The sequence below is a fragment of the Pseudonocardia wallangbongensis genome, assembly GCF_054486945.1.
Window position 1 is genome coordinate 241,070 of the sequence record NZ_JBRERS010000009.1, and the last position, 19,111, is coordinate 260,180.

22 protein-coding genes are annotated in these 19,111 nt (G+C 72.4%); 13 read left to right on the forward strand and 9 right to left on the reverse strand.

Annotated elements, in window-relative coordinates:
• Window positions 1-52: 52 nt before the first annotated feature.
• From ACU436_RS29400 to ACU436_RS29430, 7 genes are read right to left on the reverse strand one after another with little or no spacing between them, the layout of a single operon-like run.
• Window positions 53-340 (reverse strand): YciI family protein, encoded by a 288-nt coding sequence (locus tag ACU436_RS29400; protein WP_459030225.1) that lies wholly within the window; start codon window positions 338-340, stop codon window positions 53-55.
• 54 nt (window positions 341-394) lie between these two features.
• The gene (locus ACU436_RS29405) at window positions 395-1,183 is read right to left on the reverse strand and encodes an SDR family oxidoreductase (protein WP_459030226.1); all 789 of its coding nucleotides are present in this window, start codon (window positions 1,181-1,183) and stop codon (window positions 395-397) included.
• A 29-nt stretch (window positions 1,184-1,212) separates the two neighbouring features.
• A complete protein-coding gene (locus ACU436_RS29410; RefSeq protein WP_459030227.1) occupies window positions 1,213-1,983 on the reverse strand; it encodes an IclR family transcriptional regulator in 771 nt (256 codons plus the stop codon).
• A gap of 33 nt (window positions 1,984-2,016) precedes the next feature.
• Window positions 2,017-2,847: a 5-dehydro-4-deoxy-D-glucuronate isomerase gene (gene kduI / locus ACU436_RS29415; RefSeq protein WP_459030228.1), complete on the reverse strand. Its 831-nt coding sequence runs from the start codon at window positions 2,845-2,847 to the stop codon at window positions 2,017-2,019.
• Between the two features lie 13 nt (window positions 2,848-2,860).
• On the reverse strand, window positions 2,861-4,165 hold the full coding sequence (locus ACU436_RS29420) for a TRAP transporter large permease (RefSeq protein WP_459030229.1): 1,305 nt from the start codon (window positions 4,163-4,165) through the stop codon (window positions 2,861-2,863).
• A gap of 17 nt (window positions 4,166-4,182) precedes the next feature.
• Window positions 4,183-4,689 (reverse strand): TRAP transporter small permease, encoded by a 507-nt coding sequence (locus ACU436_RS29425; protein ID WP_459030230.1) that lies wholly within the window; start codon window positions 4,687-4,689, stop codon window positions 4,183-4,185.
• A 17-nt stretch (window positions 4,690-4,706) separates the two neighbouring features.
• Window positions 4,707-5,765: a TRAP transporter substrate-binding protein gene (locus ACU436_RS29430; RefSeq protein ID WP_459030231.1), complete on the reverse strand. Its 1,059-nt coding sequence runs from the start codon at window positions 5,763-5,765 to the stop codon at window positions 4,707-4,709.
• A 420-nt stretch (window positions 5,766-6,185) separates the two neighbouring features.
• Between ACU436_RS29430 and ACU436_RS29435 the strand changes: the two genes are divergently transcribed.
• Genes ACU436_RS29435 through ACU436_RS29465 form a run of 7 tightly spaced genes read left to right on the forward strand, consistent with a single transcriptional unit; the run spans window position 6,186 to window position 13,122 of the window.
• Complete coding sequence (locus tag ACU436_RS29435; RefSeq protein ID WP_459030232.1) at window positions 6,186-6,875, forward strand: ABC transporter ATP-binding protein; 690 nt, start codon at window positions 6,186-6,188, stop codon at window positions 6,873-6,875.
• Window positions 6,872-8,086: an ABC transporter permease gene (locus ACU436_RS29440; protein ID WP_459030233.1), complete on the forward strand. Its 1,215-nt coding sequence runs from the start codon at window positions 6,872-6,874 to the stop codon at window positions 8,084-8,086. The genes ACU436_RS29435 and ACU436_RS29440 overlap by 4 nt, the downstream gene beginning before the upstream one ends.
• Window positions 8,087-8,130: 44 nt before the next feature.
• Complete coding sequence (locus ACU436_RS29445) at window positions 8,131-9,816, forward strand: efflux RND transporter periplasmic adaptor subunit (RefSeq protein ID WP_459030234.1); 1,686 nt, start codon at window positions 8,131-8,133, stop codon at window positions 9,814-9,816.
• Between the two features lie 35 nt (window positions 9,817-9,851).
• Window positions 9,852-11,324 carry a glycosyltransferase family 39 protein gene (locus ACU436_RS29450; RefSeq protein ID WP_459030235.1) on the forward strand — a complete coding sequence of 491 codons (1,473 nt, stop codon included), beginning with the start codon at window positions 9,852-9,854 and terminating at the stop codon, window positions 11,322-11,324.
• Window positions 11,325-11,368: 44 nt separating this feature from the next.
• Entirely contained in the window at window positions 11,369-11,893 is a 525-nt protein-coding gene (locus ACU436_RS29455) for a GNAT family N-acetyltransferase (protein ID WP_459030236.1), read from the forward strand.
• A 49-nt stretch (window positions 11,894-11,942) separates the two neighbouring features.
• Window positions 11,943-12,686, forward strand: a complete 744-nt coding sequence (locus ACU436_RS29460) for a hypothetical protein (protein WP_459030237.1) — start codon at window positions 11,943-11,945, stop codon at window positions 12,684-12,686.
• A 16-nt stretch (window positions 12,687-12,702) separates the two neighbouring features.
• Window positions 12,703-13,122, forward strand: a complete 420-nt coding sequence (locus ACU436_RS29465) for a cupin domain-containing protein (protein ID WP_459030238.1) — start codon at window positions 12,703-12,705, stop codon at window positions 13,120-13,122.
• Window positions 13,123-13,552: 430 nt separating this feature from the next.
• On the opposite strand, the gene ACU436_RS29470 is transcribed toward ACU436_RS29465, so the two are convergent.
• On the reverse strand, window positions 13,553-14,275 hold the full coding sequence (locus ACU436_RS29470; protein WP_459030239.1) for a class I SAM-dependent methyltransferase: 723 nt from the start codon (window positions 14,273-14,275) through the stop codon (window positions 13,553-13,555).
• 96 nt (window positions 14,276-14,371) lie between these two features.
• Here ACU436_RS29470 and ACU436_RS29475 point away from each other — a divergent pair, with 96 nt between their 5' ends.
• The 6 genes from ACU436_RS29475 to ACU436_RS29500 all read left to right on the forward strand — a co-directional run bounded on the left by ACU436_RS29475 (window position 14,372) and on the right by ACU436_RS29500 (window position 17,894).
• Complete coding sequence (locus ACU436_RS29475) at window positions 14,372-14,947, forward strand: YceD family protein (protein ID WP_459030241.1); 576 nt, start codon at window positions 14,372-14,374, stop codon at window positions 14,945-14,947.
• Between the two features lie 28 nt (window positions 14,948-14,975).
• Window positions 14,976-15,158, forward strand: a complete 183-nt coding sequence (rpmF, locus tag ACU436_RS29480; protein WP_075949936.1) for a 50S ribosomal protein L32 — start codon at window positions 14,976-14,978, stop codon at window positions 15,156-15,158.
• 10 nt (window positions 15,159-15,168) lie between these two features.
• Entirely contained in the window at window positions 15,169-15,912 is a 744-nt protein-coding gene (gene rnc, locus ACU436_RS29485; RefSeq protein WP_459030243.1) for a ribonuclease III, read from the forward strand.
• 163 nt (window positions 15,913-16,075) lie between these two features.
• A complete protein-coding gene (gene mutM, locus ACU436_RS29490) occupies window positions 16,076-16,957 on the forward strand; it encodes a bifunctional DNA-formamidopyrimidine glycosylase/DNA-(apurinic or apyrimidinic site) lyase (RefSeq protein ID WP_459030244.1) in 882 nt (293 codons plus the stop codon).
• 148 nt (window positions 16,958-17,105) lie between these two features.
• On the forward strand, window positions 17,106-17,567 hold the full coding sequence (locus ACU436_RS29495) for a hypothetical protein (RefSeq protein WP_459030245.1): 462 nt from the start codon (window positions 17,106-17,108) through the stop codon (window positions 17,565-17,567).
• 3 nt (window positions 17,568-17,570) lie between these two features.
• Window positions 17,571-17,894 carry a winged helix-turn-helix domain-containing protein gene (locus ACU436_RS29500; protein ID WP_459030246.1) on the forward strand — a complete coding sequence of 108 codons (324 nt, stop codon included), beginning with the start codon at window positions 17,571-17,573 and terminating at the stop codon, window positions 17,892-17,894.
• Between the two features lie 38 nt (window positions 17,895-17,932).
• Here ACU436_RS29500 and ACU436_RS29505 read toward each other — a convergent pair whose 3' ends face one another.
• Complete coding sequence (locus ACU436_RS29505; protein WP_459030247.1) at window positions 17,933-19,099, reverse strand: Gfo/Idh/MocA family protein; 1,167 nt, start codon at window positions 19,097-19,099, stop codon at window positions 17,933-17,935.
• Window positions 19,100-19,111 lie beyond the last annotated feature (12 nt).

Genomic DNA, 19,111 nt, shown 5'->3' on the forward strand with positions numbered 1-19,111 from the left:
CGTCCGGACCTATCGGACGAAAGTGTCGTTCGTACGATTTGTGATCGCGACCTCAGCCGAGTTCGCCGATGACGATCCCCCAGGACTTGATCGAGCGTTCCGCGACGACCCCGACCTCCGCGAACGGGTCGTGGTCGAGCAGCGCGCCGATCTCGGCCGCGCCCTCCCCTTCGAAGATCAGCATCCCGCCGGGGGCCTCCTCGGGGCCCCACGGTCCGCACACCTTCAACTTCCCGGCCTCGTGCAACTCGCGCAGGAACGCCCGATGTGCCGGCCGATGCTCGTCCCGCTTGTCGTCCGAACCTTCGGCGTAGGTGTAGAACACCGCGAACAGGCTCAATTCAGCTTCCTCATCTCGTCGTTGTTCCGAATTTCTCACTCGCGAACCCGCGGGTCAGCGGGCGAGCCAGCCGCCGTCCACCGGGAGCACCGCGCCGTGCACGTAGTCGGCGGCGCGGGAGCAGAGGAACAGGACGGCGCCCGCGATGTCGCCGGCCTCGGCCCAGCGGCCGGCCGGGATCCGGTCGAGGATGGCGCGGCTGCGGACCGGGTCCGCGCGCAGGTCGCTGGTGTTGGCCGTGGCGACGTAGCCGGGCGCCACGGCGTTGACGTTCACGCCCTTGTCCGCCCACTCGTTGGCCAGCGCCTTGGTGAGCCCGGCCACCGCCGACTTGGACGCGGCGTAACCGGGAACCAGCACGCCCCCCTGGAAGCTCAGCATCGACGCGGTGTTCACGATCTTGCCGCCGCCCCGGTGCACCATCGCGCGCCCGACCTCGCGGGAGAGCACGAACGTGGCCCGCAGGTTCACGTCGACGACGTGGTCGAAGTCCGCGTCGGGGTGCCCGGCGGCGGGGGCGCGGCGGATCGCGCCGGCGTTGTTGACCAGGATGTCGACGTCGCGCGCGGCGAGGTCCGCGGCGAGGGCGGCGACCTGGTCACGGTCGGCGAGGTCCGCCGCCAGGGCGATGAGCTTCCGGCCGCGTCCCTCGACGGCGGCCCGTACCTCCTCGTCGCCGCCGGGCCGTCCGGAGCCCACGGCGATGATGTCGGCGCCCGCTGCCGCGAGGCAGTCCGCGATCGCGAGGCCGATGCCCCGGCTCGCCCCGGTCACCGCGGCCAGCCTGCCGTCGAGGCCGAAGAGGCTCTCCGCGTAGGCGGCGGGGGTGGTCGCAGCGGTCATGGCGCGGTGGTTCTCCTACTCGTGCGTGCTCAGGGGGTGTATCCGAGTGCGGCCGAGACCTTGTCGGCCGCCTCGGTGGCGTACGGAGCCATCGCCGCCACCTGCTCGGCGGTGTGCTCGAGCTTCAGCGTGGAGATGCTCAACCCGTACTTGATCGTTCCGGTGTGGTCCCGCACGGGCGCCGCAACGCAGCGCACGCCGGGGACGTTCTCCTCGTCGTCCTCGGCGAAACCGCGTTCCCGCACGGTGGCGACGGCCCGGCGCAGCGTCTCCAGGTCCGTGATCGTGTGCTCGGTGCGCGGCGCCAGCCCGGTGCGGGTCGCGTAGTGGGCGAGCCCCTCGTCGGTGAAACCGGAGAGAACGACCTTCCCGATGCCCGAGGAGTGCATCGGGATGGCCAGGCCCACGCGGGACGGCATCCGGTACGGCTTGTCCGAGTCGGCGCGGATCAGGTAGATGATCTCGTCGGCGTTCGCGACGCCTACGTGCACCGTGCACTGCACGCGGGCCACCAGCTCGTCGACGATCGGCTGGGCGATCGCCGAGATGTCGATCTGCTGCAGCGCCCGCCCGGCGAGGGACAGGACCGTCGGCCCCGGCAGGTACTGGCCGTCCCGGCCCACCGCGACGTATCCGCGGTCCACCAGCGTGGACAGGATCCGGTGCACGGTGGCCTTCGCCAGCCCGGTGGCCTCCACCACGTCGGTGAACCGGGGATGGGTCAGCACCGCCGACAGCACGAGCAGGGTCTTCTCGCTCGCGCTCGATCGTTCACCGGTCGCGGGGCTCTCGGGGGGCATCTCTCACCTGTCCGGGTTCAGCGCATCCCGGGCTCACCGCATCTCGGTGATGGGGACGCCGTCCATGTCGTCGAAGCACTGATTCTCCCCTGCCATGGCCCAGACGAAGCTGTAGCTGGCCGAGCCGAACCCGCAGTGCACCGACCAGCTGGGTGAGATCACCGCCTGCCCGTCGGCGACCACCAGGTGCCGGGTCTGCGACGGCTCACCCATGAGGTGGACGATCCGGGCGTCGGCCGGCAGGTCGAAGTACAGGTACGCCTCCATCCGCCGGTCGTGGGTGTGTGCCGGCATCGTGTTCCACATGCTGCCCGCGTGCAGCGTCGTCACGCCCATCACGACCTGGCAGCTGCGCACCCCGTTCTCGTGGATGTACTGGTTGAGCGTGCGCCGGTTGGAGGTGAGGCCGTCGCCGAGCTCGCGCACGGTGCCGGTGCCCGCCTCGACGAACGTGGTCGGGTGGGCGGTGTGCGCCGGGGCGGAGAACAGGTAGAACCGTGCGGGTGCGGCACCGTCCTCGGACGCGAACGTCACGTCCTGCGCACCCCGCCCCACGTAGAGGCACGACCCCTTTCCCACCTTGTGGGCCGTGCCGTCGACGGCGATCGTGCCGGCGCCCCCGACGTTGACGATCCCGGCCTCCCGGTGCTCGAAGAAGTGGTCGCTGCGGATCTCCGGGAACCCCGGCAGCGCCACGGCGCGGGTCACCGGCTGGACGCCGGCGAGCACGACCCGGTCGTGGTGGGTGTAGGTCGCGCGCACCTCGTCGGCGACGAACAGGTCCTCGACGAGGTAGCGGCGGCGCAGCTGTCCGGTGTCCATCCCGGGGACCTGCTCGGGGGAGGTGGCGTAGCGCTGCTCCATGGAAGCCCTTTCTCTACAGGAGGCCCAGCAGGGTGGGCAGCCAGAGCGACAGCCCCGGCGTGAAGATCACGATGACGAGGACGACGAGGAGCGCGGCGAAGAACGGGACGAGCCGGCGGACGACGGGCTCGATCCCGAGGTCCGCCACCCGCGCGCCGACGAACAGGATCGTGCCGACCGGCGGCGTGATGGTGCCGATGCAGACCCCGAGCACGATCATGACGCCGAAGTGGACCGGGTGGATGCCGAAGCTCTCCACGATCGGCAGGAAGATCGGCGTGAAGATCAGCACCGCCGGCGTCGCGTCCATGAAGCAGCCGACGACCAGCAGCACGAGCGCGATCAGCAGGAGGATCAGGACCGGGTTGGTGGTGAGGCCGAACAGCCCGTCGGCCACCGTCTGGGGGACCCGGGCGAACGACAGGACGAAGCCCATGACGGTCGAGACGCCGATCAGGAACATGACGACGGCCGTGGTCCGCGCGGCGTCGACGAGGATGCCGGGCAGCTGCCGCACCGTGATCGCGCGGTAGAGGAACGACAGCAACAGCGCGTAGAGCACCGCGATGCAGGACGCTTCGGTCGCGGTGAAGAGGCCGGCGAGGATCCCGCCGATCACCACGACGATCAGCAGCAGCGACGGCACCGCGTCCAGCAGTACCTTGGCCGACTGCGCCAGGCCGAGCCGCTCCCTGGCGCGCAGCTCGGGCCGGCGCCGGGCGTACAGGTGCACCGCCGCCATGCAGACCAGCGCCCAGGCGATGCCGGGCAGGTAGCCGCCGACGAACAGCGCCGCGACCGAGGCGCCGGACACCAGCGAGTAGACGATCATCAGGTTGCTGGGCGGGATGAGCATCCCGGACGGCGCGGACGCGACGTTGGCCGCCGCGGCGAAGCTGCGGTCGTAGCGCTCCGCCGCCTGCAGCGGTGTCAGGACCGAGCCGACCGCGGCGGCCGCTGCCACCCCGGAGCCGCTGACGGCACCGAACAACGCGTTGGCGGCCACGTTGGTCTGCGCCAGCGAGCCCGGCGCCCAACCGACCAGGACCTTGGCCGCGTTGACCAGCCGCAGCGCGATGCCGCCGGTGTTCATCACCACGCCGGCCAGCACGAAGAACGGGATGGCCAGCAGCGGGAACGAGTTGATCCCGCGGAAGATCTGCTGGGCGGCGGCCAGCACGCCCTCCTCGGTGCCGAGGAAGACGAACATCGCCGCGAGCGACGCCAGGCCGACCGCGATGCTGATCGGGGCACCGATGACCAGCAGCACGGCGATCCCGACCAGCAGCAGGAGGGCGGCGAGCGAGACGGGGTCCATGGACGCTCCTCCAGTTCTCAGACGAGCTCGTGGGCGGTCTCGTCCTCCACCGGGCGCTCGGCACCGGTGAGGACGCGCACGAGGTGGTAGAGGCTGTAGAAGGCGATCAACGCGCCGCTCAACGGGAGGGCCAGGTAGAGCGGGCCGACGGTGACCGGCAGCCCGGTGAGGTTCTGGTCCCAGGCCAGGTGCGACACCAGCAGCCCGCCCCAGACCAGCACCATGCCGGTGAAGACCAGGATCGCGACCTGGACGAGGACCGCCAGCACCACCTGGGCGGACCGCGGCAGCCGCACCACCACGACGTCCATGGCGATGTGACCACGCTCGCCGAACACGAGCGCGGCCGCGAACAGGCCCAGCCAGATGAACAGGTACTTGGCGAGCTCCTCCGACCAGCCGCTGGGGCTGGCGAGCACCTGCCGGCTGAACACCTGCCAGGTCACGTCGAGCACGAGCGCGGCGAACAGCACCGCGCACACCACGGTCAGCACCCGGTCGAGCGCGTTCTTGACGGCGGTCATCGTCGTCGCTCTCCCGGTCAGCCGGCCGTCGCGGCGGCCGCGCGGGTCTGCTCGTGGATCCGGCGGGTGACGTCGTTGGTCAGCTTCTGCGTGACCAGCGGCCGGATGGCGGCCGCGAACGCCGCGGTGTCCACCTCGTTGAACTGCGCGCCCCCGTCCTTCGCCGCCTGCGTGGCCTCGGCGATCTGGGTCTTCCAGAGCGCCCCCTCCTCCTCGACCGTCGCCCGGATCTCCTCGTCGAAGATCGCGCGGTGCTCCGGGGACATCCCCTCGAGCACGGCCGGGTTGACGATCAGGTAGTCCGGGAGCATGAGGTGGCGGGTGTAGCTGTAGTACGGCGCGACCTCGGAGTGCTTGGAGTTGAAGTAGGTCAGCTCGTTGTTCTCGGCGGCGTCGATGACGCCGGACTGCAGGGCCGTGTAGACCTCGCCCATCCCCATGGGAGTGCCGCTGCCGCCCATCAGCCGGATCATCGCGATGTTCGTGTCGGACTCGATGACGCGGACCTTCATCCCGGCGAGGTCCGCGGGCTCGGTGATCGGCCTGTCCGGGTTGTACATCGAGCGGACGCCGCCGTGGAACGCCGCCAGCACGTGGATGCCCTGGCCGTCCAGCGACGAGTAGAGCTCGGACACGATCGCCGGGTCGTTGGTGACCTTCCGCTGGTGGTCCTGCGAGTCGAAGGTGAACGGCAGGTTGAAGACCACGAAGTCGGGGTTGAAGTTCTCCAGCAGCGGGCTGGCGACGATCGACATGTCCAACGAGCCGGACTGGACCAGCTCGATCGTCTCGCGCTGCGCGCCGAGCGTCTCGTTCGGGTAGACCTCGATGCCGTACTTGCCGCCGGTGCGTTCGGCCAGCCGCTCACCCATGGCCTGCATGGCCTTGAACTGCGGGTGGTTCTCCGGCTGGTTGAACGCGACCCGGAACACGGTCTCGGCGCTGGTCGCGGCGGAGCCGCCGTCGGCCGGGTCGCCGCCGACCGGGCCCGGGACCCCGGTGCCCGCGCTGCACGCGCTCACCAGTAGCGCCGCCGCGGCCATGCCCGCGAGCGCGACTGCCTTCCCTCGTCTCATGCCGGACTCCCTCGTCAGCCGATCCAGAGATGGAACTGAGTTCCGTCGCACGGAACAAACTAGAGCAAGGGTCGTGCGTGCGCAACAGCGTCGCCCGCGTGAACGGCGCCGGAGGCCGATCTTCGGGGCATGATCATTGCTTGGGCGCGGAAACGGGCGAATTCGACCCGAGAACGCGCCGAATCGCCGATCATGGGGCGACAGCTCCGCGGGGTAGCGGGCGGAACCTGCGCCCGCGCGCGGCCTACACCGGCCCCCGGCCGGGCACCCCCTGATCCCCCGAACGGCCACCCGAATGGACCCGCGTGACGTGGCCCGGGTCACTCGTGGCAGATTATGAGTACGCCGTACCCCCAAGCTCGGTCGCTCGTTGGGACGATCGGGGTGGTCGAGGGGACGGCTGCCTTGCAGGGGGGAATCATGATCGAGCTGCACGACGTCTCGAAGGTCTACGGCAACGGCGAGGTCCAGGTGCGGGCGCTCGGCCCGGTCGACCTGCTGATCGAGGAAGGGGACTTCGTCGCGATCATGGGCCCGTCGGGTTCGGGCAAGAGCACGATGATGAACATCCTCGGCTGCCTGGACGTGCCGAGCCATGGGTACTACATGCTGGACGGGATCGACGTCAGCAAGCTGCGCGACAACAAGCTGGCGGCCATCCGCAACACGCGCATCGGCTTCGTGTTCCAGTCGTTCAACCTGATCTCCCGCACGTCCGCCGTGCGCAACGTCGAGCTGCCCCTCATCTACGCCGGGGACAAGAGCCGCCGCCGGGAGCGGGCGCTGGCGGCGCTGGACCGGGTGGGGCTCGCCGAACGCGCGGGCCACATGCCGAACGAGCTCTCGGGTGGGCAGCAGCAGCGGGTGGCCGTTGCGCGCGCGCTGGTGACCAACCCGGCGATCATCCTGGCCGACGAGCCCACCGGGAACCTGGACACCACCTCCACGGTCGAGATCATGCGGCTGCTGGTGGAGCTGAACGACGCCGGCCGCACCGTCGTGCTGATCACGCACGAGCCGGAGGTCGCCGAGTTCGCCAAGCGCGTGATCGAGCTGCGCGACGGCCACATCGTCCGCGACGTACGGCAGAAGCAACTGGTCGCGTCGTGATCTGGGAGGTCACGCGCATCGCGCTGCGCGGTCTGCGGGCCAACAAGCTGCGCTCCGCGCTCACCACGCTCGGCATCATCATCGGTGTCTCGGCGGTCATCCTGCTCACGGCGCTGGGCAACGGGATCCAGACCGGTTTCAACGAGCAGTTCGGCTCGCTGAACACCCAGATCACCATCCGGCCGAGCGAGGGTGCGGTGCCCGGCGGCGGCCAGGCCCGTGACCTCACGGAGAACGACATGGAGGCGCTCCTCAACCCGAGGAACGCCCCGGACGTGGCCACGGCCACCCCGATCGTGGCCGGCACCGCGCTGCTGCAGGTGGGCGGCGACCAGTACCGCACGTCCGTCACCGGCACCACGGCCGACTACCTGACGATCTCCGACCGCGAGCTGACGGCGGGGCGCGCGTTCGACGACCAGGAGGTCCGCACCAACGCCAAGGTGGTCGTCCTCGGCCCGGGCCCGGTCAACGAGCTGTTCGGCGGCGACCCGGCCGCCGCGCTCGGACAGGAGGTCCGGATCAGCCGCGCGGTGTTCCGGGTGATCGGCACGGTCGAGGCCACCGGCCAGCAGGACGACGTCGCGATCATGCCGATGGGGGCCGCCCGCAGCTACCTCACCGGCGGCGACGACGAGCTGGACACGATCATCGTGCGGGCGCGGTCGGCCGAGGCGGTGACGGCGGCCACGGACCAGATCACCGCGATCCTGTCCGACCGGCACAACATCCGCGACACCGCCAAGCGCGACTTCGACGTGCAGGCGCTGCAGCAGCAGATCCAGGAGGCCACGCAGTTCCTGTCGTTCCTCACGCTGTTCACCGGGGCGGTGGCCGGGATCTCGCTGATCGTCGGGAGCATCGGCGTCGCGAACATCATGCTGGTGACGGTCACCGAGCGGACGCGGGAGATCGGGATCCGCAAGGCGATCGGCGCCCGGCCGCGGGTGATCCTCGGGCAGTTCCTGCTCGAGTCGGTGTTCCTGTCGGGGCTGGGCGGGCTGATGGGGATCGCGCTCGGGGTGGGGCTCTCGCTCACCGGCGCGCTGATCCTTCCGCAGCTGATCCCCGACTTCCCGGTGCCGGCCGTGGACCCCGGTTCGATCGTGCTCTCGTTCACGATCAGCCTGCTCATCGGCCTCATCGCGGGCGGCTACCCCGCCCACCGGGCATCCCGGCTGCGCCCGATCGAGGCCCTCCGATACCAATGACGCGTGCAAGACCCAGTACCGAAGTGATCACGGCAGGAGCTCCCATGTCCCGAACGACCGGTCGGCGCGCCTGGGCGTGCGCCATCGGTGCGGTCGCGGTGCTGGCCCTCACGGCCTGCACCGGCGAGCCGCCGCCACCGCCGACGCTGCGCGTCGACCGCGGCAGTGTGCAGACCACCGTGTCGGCGTCCGGGAACCTCGTGGGGATCTCCGAACAGACGCTCGGCTTCCCGCGGCGCGGGCAGATCAAGGAAGTGCTGGTCAACGTCGGGGACCTGGTCGTGCCGGGGCAGGAGCTCGCCCGCATGGACGACTTCGCGCTCCAGCAGACGCTCGCGCAGCAACAGGCGAGCCTCGCCGAGTCGCAGGCCGAGGTGGACCGGGCCACGGGCAACAACTCCGTGAACGCCACCGGACGCACCCTCGACCAGGCGAAGGAGATCCTCGACGCGGTCAAGAAGCAGGTCGACGAGACCAACGACCTGAACGAGTCCGCCACGAAACGGGCGCGCGAGCAGCTCGACTTCGACAAGAAGGTGCTCGGCCGCGCCTGGGACACCTACGAGCGTGTCAAGGACTGCGACGACGACGCGACGGAGAGCGCACCCAGTGCCGCCGACGCGGATTCGGATGACAGCTCGCCGCCGCCGTCGTCGACGAAGGCCCCGAAGACACGCGCGCCCGATGACGACGACAGCACCGAGGGCGCGTCGTTCACGGTGGAGGGCATCGCGTACGGCCAGGTCCCGGCCCAGACGCCGAGCTGCGCGGAGCAGATCGACACCGCCCGCACCGCCGTCGACAACGCGAAGCGCACCGTGCTCCAGTCCGAGGCCGCCCTGGACACCGCGAAGCACCAGGAGGACGTCGACCGGGCGGCGGGGACGGTGTCGGTCGAGCGGGAGCAGCAGACCGTCATCTCCGCGGAGAACGACAGCGGCGCCGCCCAGAACGACCGGCCCGCCGACATCGAGGTGCGCCGGGCGCAGCTGCGCAACGCGCAGGCGGCCGTGCGGGTCGCGCAGCAGGACGTCGACAACACGGTGCTGTACGCGCCGGTCGCCGGCACCGTCTCGGCGATCAACGGGCGGGCCGGCGAGTTCGTGGGGGAGGCGACCGGCACCACCCCGGTGGCCCCGGGCAGCAGCGCGACGATCCCCGAGAGCAACGACATCGCGTCCGGCGACTCCGGGGGCGGCGGGTCGCAGGGGACCGGTGGCCCGTTCATGGTGCTGAGCAACATCGACTCGTACCAGCTGGTCGTGCCGTTCGAGGAGTCGGACGCCGCGCGCATCGCGGTCAACCAGCAGGTGGACGTCACCGTCGACGCCGTCCCGGACCTGCACGCGCCGGCCACCGTGCTGGCGATCGCGCCGACCGGGACCCCGTCCTCCGGGATCGTGGAGTACAACGCCACGATCGTGCTGCGCGAGGGGAGCGACCCGCGGCTGCGCGACGGCCAGACCGCGCTCGCCGACGTCATCACCGACTCGGTGGACAACGTGCTGCGCGTGCCCTCGGCCACCGTCCGGCGCGAGGGGGCGAACACGGTCGTCGACGTCCGCGGCGAGGACGGGCAGTCGGTCCCGACGCCGTTCGAGGCCGGCACCGTGGGCGACGAGTACACCCAGGTGCTCTCCGGCCTGCGGGAGGGCCAGGAGCTGCTGCTCCCGCAACCGGCACCCGCCGCCGCCAGCGGCGGTGGCGGGGGCCCGGGCGGGGGCGGCTGACGCCACTCGCGACCCGGTTCCGCTAGCGTCGCGCCGTGATCGCGCTTCCCCGCCCCGGCCTGGCGCGGGGAGGCCTCGCGGCGCTCGCCGCCGGCGTCGGCGTGCTGCTGCTCGTGACGGCGGGCCGCTACGGCTACCACCGCGACGAGCTGTACTTCCTCCGGGCCGGGCGCGAGCCGGCGTTCGGCTACGTCGACCAGCCGCCGCTCACGCCGCTGCTCGCCCGCGCGATGGACGTGCTGCTGCCCGGCTCGCTCACCGGTCTGCGCCTGCCGTCGGTGCTCGCCTCGGCCCTGGTGGTGCTGCTCACCGGCCTCATCGCGCGGGAACTGGGCGGGGGGCGTGGCGCGCAGCTGTTGGCCGCGGCGAGCATGGGCGTCTCGGCGGTCCTGCTGGCCGTCGGGCACCTGCTCTCGACCACGACGTTCGACCTGCTCGCCTGGACGGCGCTGACCTGGCTCCTGGTGCGCTCGCTGCGCGACGGAGGCCCGGTCTGGCTCGTCACGGGCGCGGTGGCCGGCCTCGCACTGCAGAACAAGAGCCTGCCGCTGGTGCTGCTCGCAGGCCTGCTCGTCGGCGTGCTGGCGGTCGGGCCGCGGGTCGCGCTCACCGGGCGGTGGCCGTGGCTGGGCACCGCCGTGGCCCTCGCGATCTGGGCGCCGAACCTGGTGTGGCAGGCCGCGAACGGGTTCCCGGTGTTCACGCTGTCCGCGGCGATCGCGGGCGGCAGCTCCGGCAGCAGCGAGCCGTGGTACCTGTTCCTGCCCTACCAGCTGGTGCTGGTGAGCCCGCTGCTCGTGCCCGTCTGGGTGCTGGGCTGGTGGTGCCTGGCCCGCGACCCGGCGCTGCGCACCTGGCGAGCGTTCGCCGTGGCGTACGTGCTGGTCGCGGCCGTGTTCCTGGTGACGGGCGGCAAGCCCTACTACCTCGCGGGCTTCTTCCCGGTGCTGCTGGCGGCGGGCGCGCCCGCCGCCGTCGGCTGGGCACGACGGCGCGCCACCGCGCTCCGCTCCGGCCTGCTGGCCGTCGCCCTCGCGGTGAGCCTCGCGATGTCGGCGCTGCTCATGCTGCCGCTCGTGCCGGTCGGCGAGCTGGCGCGGACGCCGATCCCGGACATCAACTACGACGCCGGGGAGACGGTCGGCTGGCCCGAGTTCGCGGCCACGATCGCCGCCCGGGTGCCCGCGGGCGAGCGTGTCGCGGTGCTCACCGGCAACTACGGGGAGGCCGGCGCCGTCGACCGGTTCCTGCCGGCGCTCGCTCCCGCCCACAGCGGGCACAACTCGTACTGGGGGTGGGGCCCGCCGCCGGAGGAGGTCGGCACCCTGATCGTGGTCGGGCTGGACGAGGCCGAGCTCCGGCGCTGGTTCGGTTCCGTCGAGCTCGCCGCGCGGATCGACAACGGGCTCGGCCTGGACAACGACGAGCAGGGTGAGCCGGTCTGGCTGGTGCGCGAGCGGCGGGTGCCCTGGTCGCAGCTGTGGCCCCGGCTCCGCCACATCGGGTGAGCAATCCGGTTGCGTCGCCGCCGGCCGGGCTGGATCTTGTCCCGGTGCTGGTCCGCCGTGAGCTCCCGGGCGACGCGCCCGTCGTCGCCGACGTCCACGCCGAGGCGTTCGCCCCGATGTACCCCGATGCCACCCCGGTCGAGCCGGGGCTCGTCGACGCCCTGCGTGCGAGCGAGGAGTGGCTGCCGGAGCTGTCGCTCGTCGCCGAGGCCGACGGCGCGGTGGTCGGGCACGTGTGCGTCACGCGCGCGACGCTCGGGCCGGACGACGCCCTGCCCGCGCTCGGCCTCGGCCCGCTCGGGGTGCGGGAGGCCCACAAGCGCCGCGGCGTGGGCAGCGCCCTCATGCACGCGGTGCTGGGCGCCGCCGACGCCCTCGACGAGGGTGTGGTCGTGCTCCTGGGACATCCGGACTACTACCCGCGGTTCGGCTTCCGGCCGGCCGCCGAGCTGGACATCCACCCCGAGGTGCCCGAGTGGGCGCCGCACTTCCAGGCCCGCGCGCTCACCGCGTACCGGCCGCGGCTGCGCGGCACCTTCCGCTACGCGGCCCCGTTCGGCGAACTCTGACCCCACGGGCGATTGCCCGGACCGCCGAAGGCGGTCAGCATCCGGGTGCATGACCACCGAGGTGCTCCTGCGCGAGCTGCAGCGCGACCCGGACGGGGTCGCAGCCCTCGCGGACCGGGACGACGTGCGCGTTCAGCGCCGCGGCGGGGAGCCACTGCTCCTGCTGCGGGAGGATCGCGCCCACGCCGCCGCCGACGCCGCCCTCGCCGTGGCGGGGGCGTTGCGCGCCGCGCTGCTGCACCTGGACGAGTCGGCGCACGAGGCCCTGACCGGGGAGTTCCCGTGGGTCGACCTGCTCCCGGTCGACGACCGGCGCCACTTCGTGAGCGAGTTCGCGCGGGCCGTGCAGACGTCCGCGGAGCTGGGGCAGTGGGACGTGCTGTCGCAGGCGCTGCTGGAGTGGCGGGGCACGGCGGCCGTCCATGCCGAACCCGCACTCGCCGCCGAGCTGTCCCGGCCGGTCGAGGACGACCTCGGCCCGGTCCCGGCGCCCGAGGGGCTGCGGGCCTCCCCGGTCGGATGGGAGCCCCGGTTCGCCACGTCGGAAGCGGTGAAGGGCTGGGAGGAGCTGTGCCGCGTCGCCCCGGCGACGACGGGGGAGGCCTGGGTCGCCCTGGTCGAGCGGCCGGTCGGCCGCCAGCACCGGCTCCGCGGTCGGCTCGCCGAACGAGAGGTCGGCGAGCGGAGGCTCCAGCAGTGGCAGTACGACGTCCCCGGCGAGGGTCGGATCTGGTACTGCCCCGACGCCGAGCAGCGCGTCGTCCGGGTCGTGGCCGCGGTGCCGGCGCGGTGAGGAAAGGAGTCGGAGCATGAGCGGACAACCGGCGGCGCGACCGCCGATCCACCTCGCCCCCGGTGCGGGGCGGCCGTACGAGATGGGGCGGATCGACGCCGTCTTCAAGGCGGACGGCGACGAGACCGCCGGGCGCTACTCCATCTCGGAGTGGTGGCTCGAACCCCACACCACGGGCCCGGGCCCCCACTCGCACCCGGAGGACGACGTCTTCTACGTCCTCGACGGCACGCTCACGTTCCTCGTCGGCGACCGCTGGATCGACGCCCCGAAGGGCTCCTTCGTGCTGGCTCCCGGCGGCACCACCCACGACTTCGAGAACCGCGGTGACCGGCGGGCCGGGGCGCTCAACATCTCCGTCCCCGGCGCGTTCGAGGAGCACATGCCGGGCATCGTCGAGTGGTTCCGCGAACACCCTCCGGGGGCGCCGGCCTAGGAGCGCCGATCGAGCTGGGTGGCGCGGCTCGCGCACCCCCCATTGCAGCAAAGCCACTCTCACGCAACGACGCTGCATGAATGTGGCTTTGCTGCAACCGGTGCCTTCGTCTCGGAGCGACTCGGGGGTGTGTTCGCCGGGGTGCGTGACCTGGCCCGGGCTCGGCCACCGGCGCTGGCCGCCGCGCCCTTGGGACACACCTGGGCGGTGAGGCCTCCGGTGGCGCCGCGCATCGTGCGGGGCCACCCCGGCATCGGTCCGATCCTCCGCCCGGGTATCACCCATTGCGGGATGGACCGCGGGGTGTTCCGCGGAACGCAGCAACCCCCGGCTGCCGGTCGGGCCGGCTGCGGCGAGCAGTACCCCACGGTCGCGACCACCGCGCTGGTGTACGGCTCAGGCCGATCATGGGCCGCGAGCACGGTGGGTCTCACCGCTCCGCGACGAACACGAACTCGCGGCCCGGGCGGTCCGGGGCCTCGCGCACGTCCCGCACCCGGTAGCCCTGCGCCACCAGGTCCGCCTCCACCTCGTCGCGGCCGCGGAACCGCAGGGTCGAGCTCGAGGTGAGGACCGCGCCGTCGGCCAGGAACCGGTAGGAGTTGCGGAAGGAGACGAGCGGGAGGTCCACGGCGGTGACCTCGAACCGCCGCTCGACCGGCCCGGTGCCCGGGACGTCCACGGTGACCGGAGCGACGTCGACGGCCCACTCCTCCCACGCCCGGCGTTCGGGTCGCCTGGTCTCGAACACGAGATGGCCTGCCGGGCGGAGCGCGGCGTGGATGCCCCGCAGCGTCCGCGCCCACTCGTCGTCGGTGAGGAAGACCTGCGCCACGTTGCCCGTCATCACGGCGAGATCGGCGTCGATCGCCGGCAGTGCCGCGGCGTCGCCGTGGATCCAGGTGATCCGGCCGTCCCGGTCCTTCGACCTCGCGACCTCGATCGATGCCCCGGCCGGGTCGACACCGACGACTCCGCGGCCGGTGCCGGCGAGCATCATCGCCAGGCATCCCGTGCCGCAGCCGACGTCGAGCACCCGGTCGGCGCCGAGTTCGTCCGCGATGCCGAGGTAGGGGCCCAGATCGTGACGCTCCCCCTCGAAGGCGTCGTAGACGGGCGCCAGGCGGGGGTGCGCGAAGATCGCATCAGGCACCCGGCCGACGATATTCGCGCTGCCGTGTCCCGCCGACCGATTTACGCCGCGGCCGGTCGTCGACCTGCCGCCCGGCGGCGGGCCTACCCTGGACACGTGACCACGCACCGCCCCCACCCCGCCCACCCCGACCCGGGCAGCCCGTGGGTCTTCACCACGCGGGAGCTGGGGCGGCGTCCCGGGACCATGCGCGCCTACAGCCGCAGCATCCCGGCGCCGGCCGGGCCGGCCCGCCTCGGGCTGGAGACGATCGCCGTCCCCGAGGGCAACCCGATCGAGCTCGAGGTGCGGCTGGAGTCGGTCACCGAGGGCGTCTACGTCTCCGGCACGGTGCACGCGCCGCTGTCCGGCGAGTGCGCCCGCTGCCTCGACGCGCTCACCGACGAGGTCGACGTGACGCTGTCGGAGCTGTTCGCCTACCCGGACAGCGTCACCGACGAGACCACCGACGCCGACGAGGTCCCCCGGGTGGTCGACGAGCTGGTCGACATCGAGCAGATCGTCCGCGACGGGGTGGTGCTCGCCCTGCCGCTCGCGCCGCTGTGCCGGGACGACTGCCCCGGCCTGTGCCCGGACTGCGGCGAGAAGTGGGCCGACCTCGCGCCCGACCACGGGCATGAGACACTAGATCCTCGGTGGGCCGCCCTCAAGGGGCGTCTGTCCGCCGACTGACCCCGAACTCACTGCTAGGAGAACTCACGTGGCTGTTCCGAAGCGCCGGATGTCGCGGTCGAACACGCGCTCGCGCCGGGCGCAGTGGAAGGCCGCTGTTCCCACCCTCGTCGCCTGTTCCAACCGCGCCTGCCGGGCCACCAAGCCGCCGCACGTGGCCTGCCCCACCTGCGGCACCTACGACGGCCGCCCGGTCGTCACGCCGGCCTGACGACGGGCGGATGGCGGAACGCGCCCCACAGGGGCTCGCGGAGCACCGCGGGCCCCTTCTCGCGTCGCTCGGGGTGAAGGTATCCGAGGAGATCCTCACCCTCGCGCTCACCCACCGCTCGTATGCCTACGAGAACGGTGGGCTGCCCACCAACGAGCGGCTGGAGTTCCTCGGCGACTCGGTGCTCTCGATCATCGTCACCGAGCGGCTCTACCGCGACCACCCGGAGCTGCCCGAGGGGCAGCTGGCCAAGCTGCGCGCGAGCGTCGTGAACATGCACGCCCTCGCCGGCGTGGCCACCACGCTCGGCGATGACGGGCTCGGCGCGCACCTGTACCTCGGCCGGGGCGAGGAGCTCACCGGTGGCCGGGACAAGGCGAGCATCCTCGCCGACGCCACCGAGGCACTCATCGGCGCGGTCTACCTCGAGCACGGCCTCGACACCGCCCGTGAGCTCGTGCACCGGCTGTTCGACGCGCTGATGCAGGGAGCCCCGCTGCTCGGCGCCGGGCTCGACTGGAAGACCAGCCTGCAGGAGCTCACCGCGTCCGCCGACCTCGGCGTGCCCGAGTACCGCATCGCCGAGGACGGGCCGGACCACCTCAAGGAGTTCACCGCCACCGCGGTGGTCGCCGGCCGCGACCTCGGCTCCGGTGTCGGGCGCACCAAGAAGGAGGCCGAGCAGAAGGCGGCCGAGCTCGCGTGGCGCACGCTCACCGCGGAGGCCGCCGCCGGCTCCGAACAGGACGGCTAGTGGTCCCCGCCGGAGGTTCGCCAAGGGTCTCGGCGGCCCAGCTCCCCGCTGGACGCACCGGCGGACAGCCCGAGTACGCCCGGTACGAGGGCTGCCCGCCGGCACGCCCAGCGAGAAGCTGGATCCACCGATACCCCCGACGAACCTCCGGCGGGAACCAGTAGTGCCTGAGCTCCCCGAGGTCGAGGTCGTCCGCCGCGGCCTTGCCGCCCACGTCCTCGACCGTACGATCGCCGAGATCACCGTCGCGCACCCGCGGTCGATCCGCCGCCACGTCGAGGGTGCCGCCGACTTCGCCGCCCGCCTCGTCGGCCGCACGATCACCGGCGCTCGCCGCCGCGGCAAGTACCTCTGGCTCGAACTGGACAGCGCCGACGACGGGGACGACGCGGTGCTCGCCCACCTCGGGATGAGCGGGCAGATGCTCGTCGCCGACCCGGACCGCCCCGACGAGACGCACCTGCGCGTCCGCATGAGGTTCGCCGGTCCGGGCCCTGAGCTGCGGTTCGTCGACCAGCGGACGTTCGGCGGCCTGTCGGTGCACGTGCTCGTCCCGGCCGCCGGTGGGGGACTGGTCCCCGCTCCCGTCGCGCACATCGCCCGGGACCCGATGGACCCGGCCTTCGACCTCGACCAGGCCGTCGCCGGCCTCCGGCGCCGCCGCACCGGGCTGAAGCGGGCACTGCTCGACCAGACCGTGGTGTCCGGCATCGGCAACATCTACGCGGACGAGGCCCTCTGGCGGGCGCGCCTGCACGGCTCCCGGCCCACCGAGGGGCTCACCCGCGGGCAGGGTCGGGCCGTGCTCGGCTCCGCCGCGGCCGTCATGGGCGAGGCGCTCACCGCGGGCGGCACGTCGTTCGACGCGCTGTACGTCAACGTCAACGGGGCGTCGGGTTACTTCGACCGCTCGCTCGCCGTGTACGGCCAGGCCGACCGGGCGTGCCCGCGTTGCGGCACCCCGATCCGCCGCGACCCGTTCATGAACCGCAGCTCCTACACCTGCCCCCGCTGCCAGCCCCGCCCGCGCAACCCCCACCCCTGATCGCTGGCACACCAACTTCGGTGCCCGCACACCAACTGCAGTTCATGTGTGAGCGCCGGAGTTGGTGTGCGAGCGGTCGTTTGACTTGCCTGATGGGAAAGTCAGCTGCTAGCTTTCCTAGTAGGAAAGGCAACGATGGGGGGACACCGTGGATGCACGGCAGGCGCAGGACTCGCTGGACGAGGTGCGCGCGCGAGAACAGCAGGTCGCCGACGTTGTGGCCCGGGACGGGGCGCCCTGGTGGTACGTGGGTGGGATCGCGGCGGCCTTCCTGGTCGTCGCCGCGAGCAGCGACCTGGACGACCTGTGGGGAACCGGCTGGGCCGGCCCAATCCTCGACTACGGCGTGCCGGTGGCCGGGGTGGCGGTCATCGCCGTGCTGGCGATGCTCCTGCACCGCTCGATCGGCGTGCGCCCCCGCCGCAACTCCGGGCCGCTCCACCGCGGCATGGTGTGGCTCGCCGTCGCGTTCGTCGCGGTCTACATCGGGCTGGGCACCGTGCTGCGGCTCGCCGGGGTGAGCTGGGACAGCACCATCAGCGGCGCCGTCGCGGCCGTGGTCTTCGTCGGCGGGTGCCTGGCCCTGCGGCGCGTCCCCGCCCAGGACTAGCCGATGGCGTACGCGCCCCCGCCGGGGTTCGACGAGCTCATCCACGCGCCGACCCGGCTGTCGATCGTGTCGCTGCTCGCGGCCACCGCCTGGGCCGAGTTCGGCTTCGTCCGCGACAGCATCCAGCTGAGCGACTCCGCGCTCTCCAAGCAGATCTCCACCCTGGAGCAGGCCGGCTACGTCACGGTGAACAAGACCGGCGCCGGGCGGCGCAGCCGCACCTACGTGCGCCTCAGCCCGAGGGGCAGGGAGGCGTTCGAGGGGCACGTCGCGGCATTGCAGAAACTGGTCAACGTGGCCGCGCCCGCGGAGGAACCGGCGTCGTAGGCCCCGGAGCCGGTTGCAGCAAAGCGGTCCCTCCGGCGTCACACCTGGCCCTGCTCGAAGTACGCCACCAGCTCCGGGTCGAGCGGTGGGATCTCCCGCGGCTCCCCGCCTGCCCGCAGCGACGCCGTGGCCTGCACGCCGGCGGCCACGCTCATGCGGGCGGCCACGGGGGAGGTGTCGGTGGGGCCGCCGTCGCGCGCGAAGCGCAGGAACTCCGCCATGAGCGGGTCGTCCGCACCGGCGTGGACCTCGGTGCTCTCCGGCAGCCGGTGCTCGGCGTCGGCGTCGGGTGCGTAGCCGGGCCGCCGCCGGTTCCACACCTTGACCACGGCGCCGGAGCCGTCGCCGAAGTTCTCGAGCCGCCCGGCGTCGCCGATCACGGTGTAGCTGCGCCAGTAGTCCGGGGTGAAGTGGCACTGCTGGTACGCGGCCAGCACGCCGCCGCCGAGCTGCAGGTTCACCAGGGAGAGGTCCTCGACGTCGATCTCCGGGTTGAGGTCGCGCTGGGCGCGGGGTGGCCAGTGCCGGTCCGGGTCGAGCCAGCCGGGGGTCTTGGGCGTGCCGGCCGGGCGGCGGTGCCCGTCGCCGTAGACGCGCAGGGCGCCGAACGCGGACACGCGCTCGGTGTAGGCGCCGGCGAGCCAGTGCACGACGTCGATGTCGTGCGCGGCCTTCTGCAGCAGCAGGGACGTGGTGCAGCGGCGTTCGGCGTGCCAGTCCTTGAAGTAGAAGTCGCCGCCGTTGCCGACGAAGTGGCGCACCCACACCGACTGCACGGCCCCGATGTCCCCGCGCTCGACGATCTCCCGCATCGTGCGCACCACCGGCATGTGCCGCATGTTGTGCCCGACGTAGAGCCGGCTGCCGGTCTCGCGCGCGGTCCGCAGGACGCGGTCGCAGTCCTCGACGGTGATCGCGAGCGGCTTCTCCACGAACACCGCCTTGCCCGCCCGGAGCGTGGCGCAGGCGAGGTCGGCGTGGGTGTGGTCGGGGGTGATCAGCAGGACGGCGTCGACGTCGGCGCGGTCGAGCAGGGTGCGGTGGTCGGCGTGCGCGTCGGCGGTGGGGTGCCGTTCGCGCACCGCCCGCCGCGCGGCCCCGACATCGACGTCCGCCACCGCCACCACGCGGGACGTCCCGGGCAGCTCGGCGGCCGAGGCGAGGCCGCCGCGGAAGCCCGCGCCGACCACCCCGATCCGTATCAATTCGCCTCCGCT

What these genes read in the sequence shown, in the direction of transcription:
- ACU436_RS29405 (WP_459030226.1), bottom strand. Translation starts at nt 1,183, where the DNA reads ATGACCGCTGCGACCACCCCCGCCGCCTACGCGGAGAGCCTCTTCGGC.
- ACU436_RS29410 (WP_459030227.1), bottom strand. Translation starts at nt 1,983, where the DNA reads ATGCCCCCCGAGAGCCCCGCGACCGGTGAACGATCGAGCGCGAGCGAG.
- kduI (WP_459030228.1), bottom strand. Translation starts at nt 2,847, where the DNA reads ATGGAGCAGCGCTACGCCACCTCCCCCGAGCAGGTCCCCGGGATGGAC.
- ACU436_RS29420 (WP_459030229.1), bottom strand. Translation starts at nt 4,165, where the DNA reads ATGGACCCCGTCTCGCTCGCCGCCCTCCTGCTGCTGGTCGGGATCGCC.
- ACU436_RS29425 (WP_459030230.1), bottom strand. Translation starts at nt 4,689, where the DNA reads ATGACCGCCGTCAAGAACGCGCTCGACCGGGTGCTGACCGTGGTGTGC.
- ACU436_RS29430 (WP_459030231.1), bottom strand. Translation starts at nt 5,765, where the DNA reads ATGAGACGAGGGAAGGCAGTCGCGCTCGCGGGCATGGCCGCGGCGGCG.
- ACU436_RS29435 (WP_459030232.1), top strand. Translation starts at nt 6,186, where the DNA reads ATGATCGAGCTGCACGACGTCTCGAAGGTCTACGGCAACGGCGAGGTC.
- ACU436_RS29445 (WP_459030234.1), top strand. Translation starts at nt 8,131, where the DNA reads ATGTCCCGAACGACCGGTCGGCGCGCCTGGGCGTGCGCCATCGGTGCG.
- ACU436_RS29460 (WP_459030237.1), top strand. Translation starts at nt 11,943, where the DNA reads ATGACCACCGAGGTGCTCCTGCGCGAGCTGCAGCGCGACCCGGACGGG.
- ACU436_RS29465 (WP_459030238.1), top strand. Translation starts at nt 12,703, where the DNA reads ATGAGCGGACAACCGGCGGCGCGACCGCCGATCCACCTCGCCCCCGGT.
- rnc (WP_459030243.1), top strand. Translation starts at nt 15,169, where the DNA reads ATGGCGGAACGCGCCCCACAGGGGCTCGCGGAGCACCGCGGGCCCCTT.
- ACU436_RS29500 (WP_459030246.1), top strand. Translation starts at nt 17,571, where the DNA reads ATGGCGTACGCGCCCCCGCCGGGGTTCGACGAGCTCATCCACGCGCCG.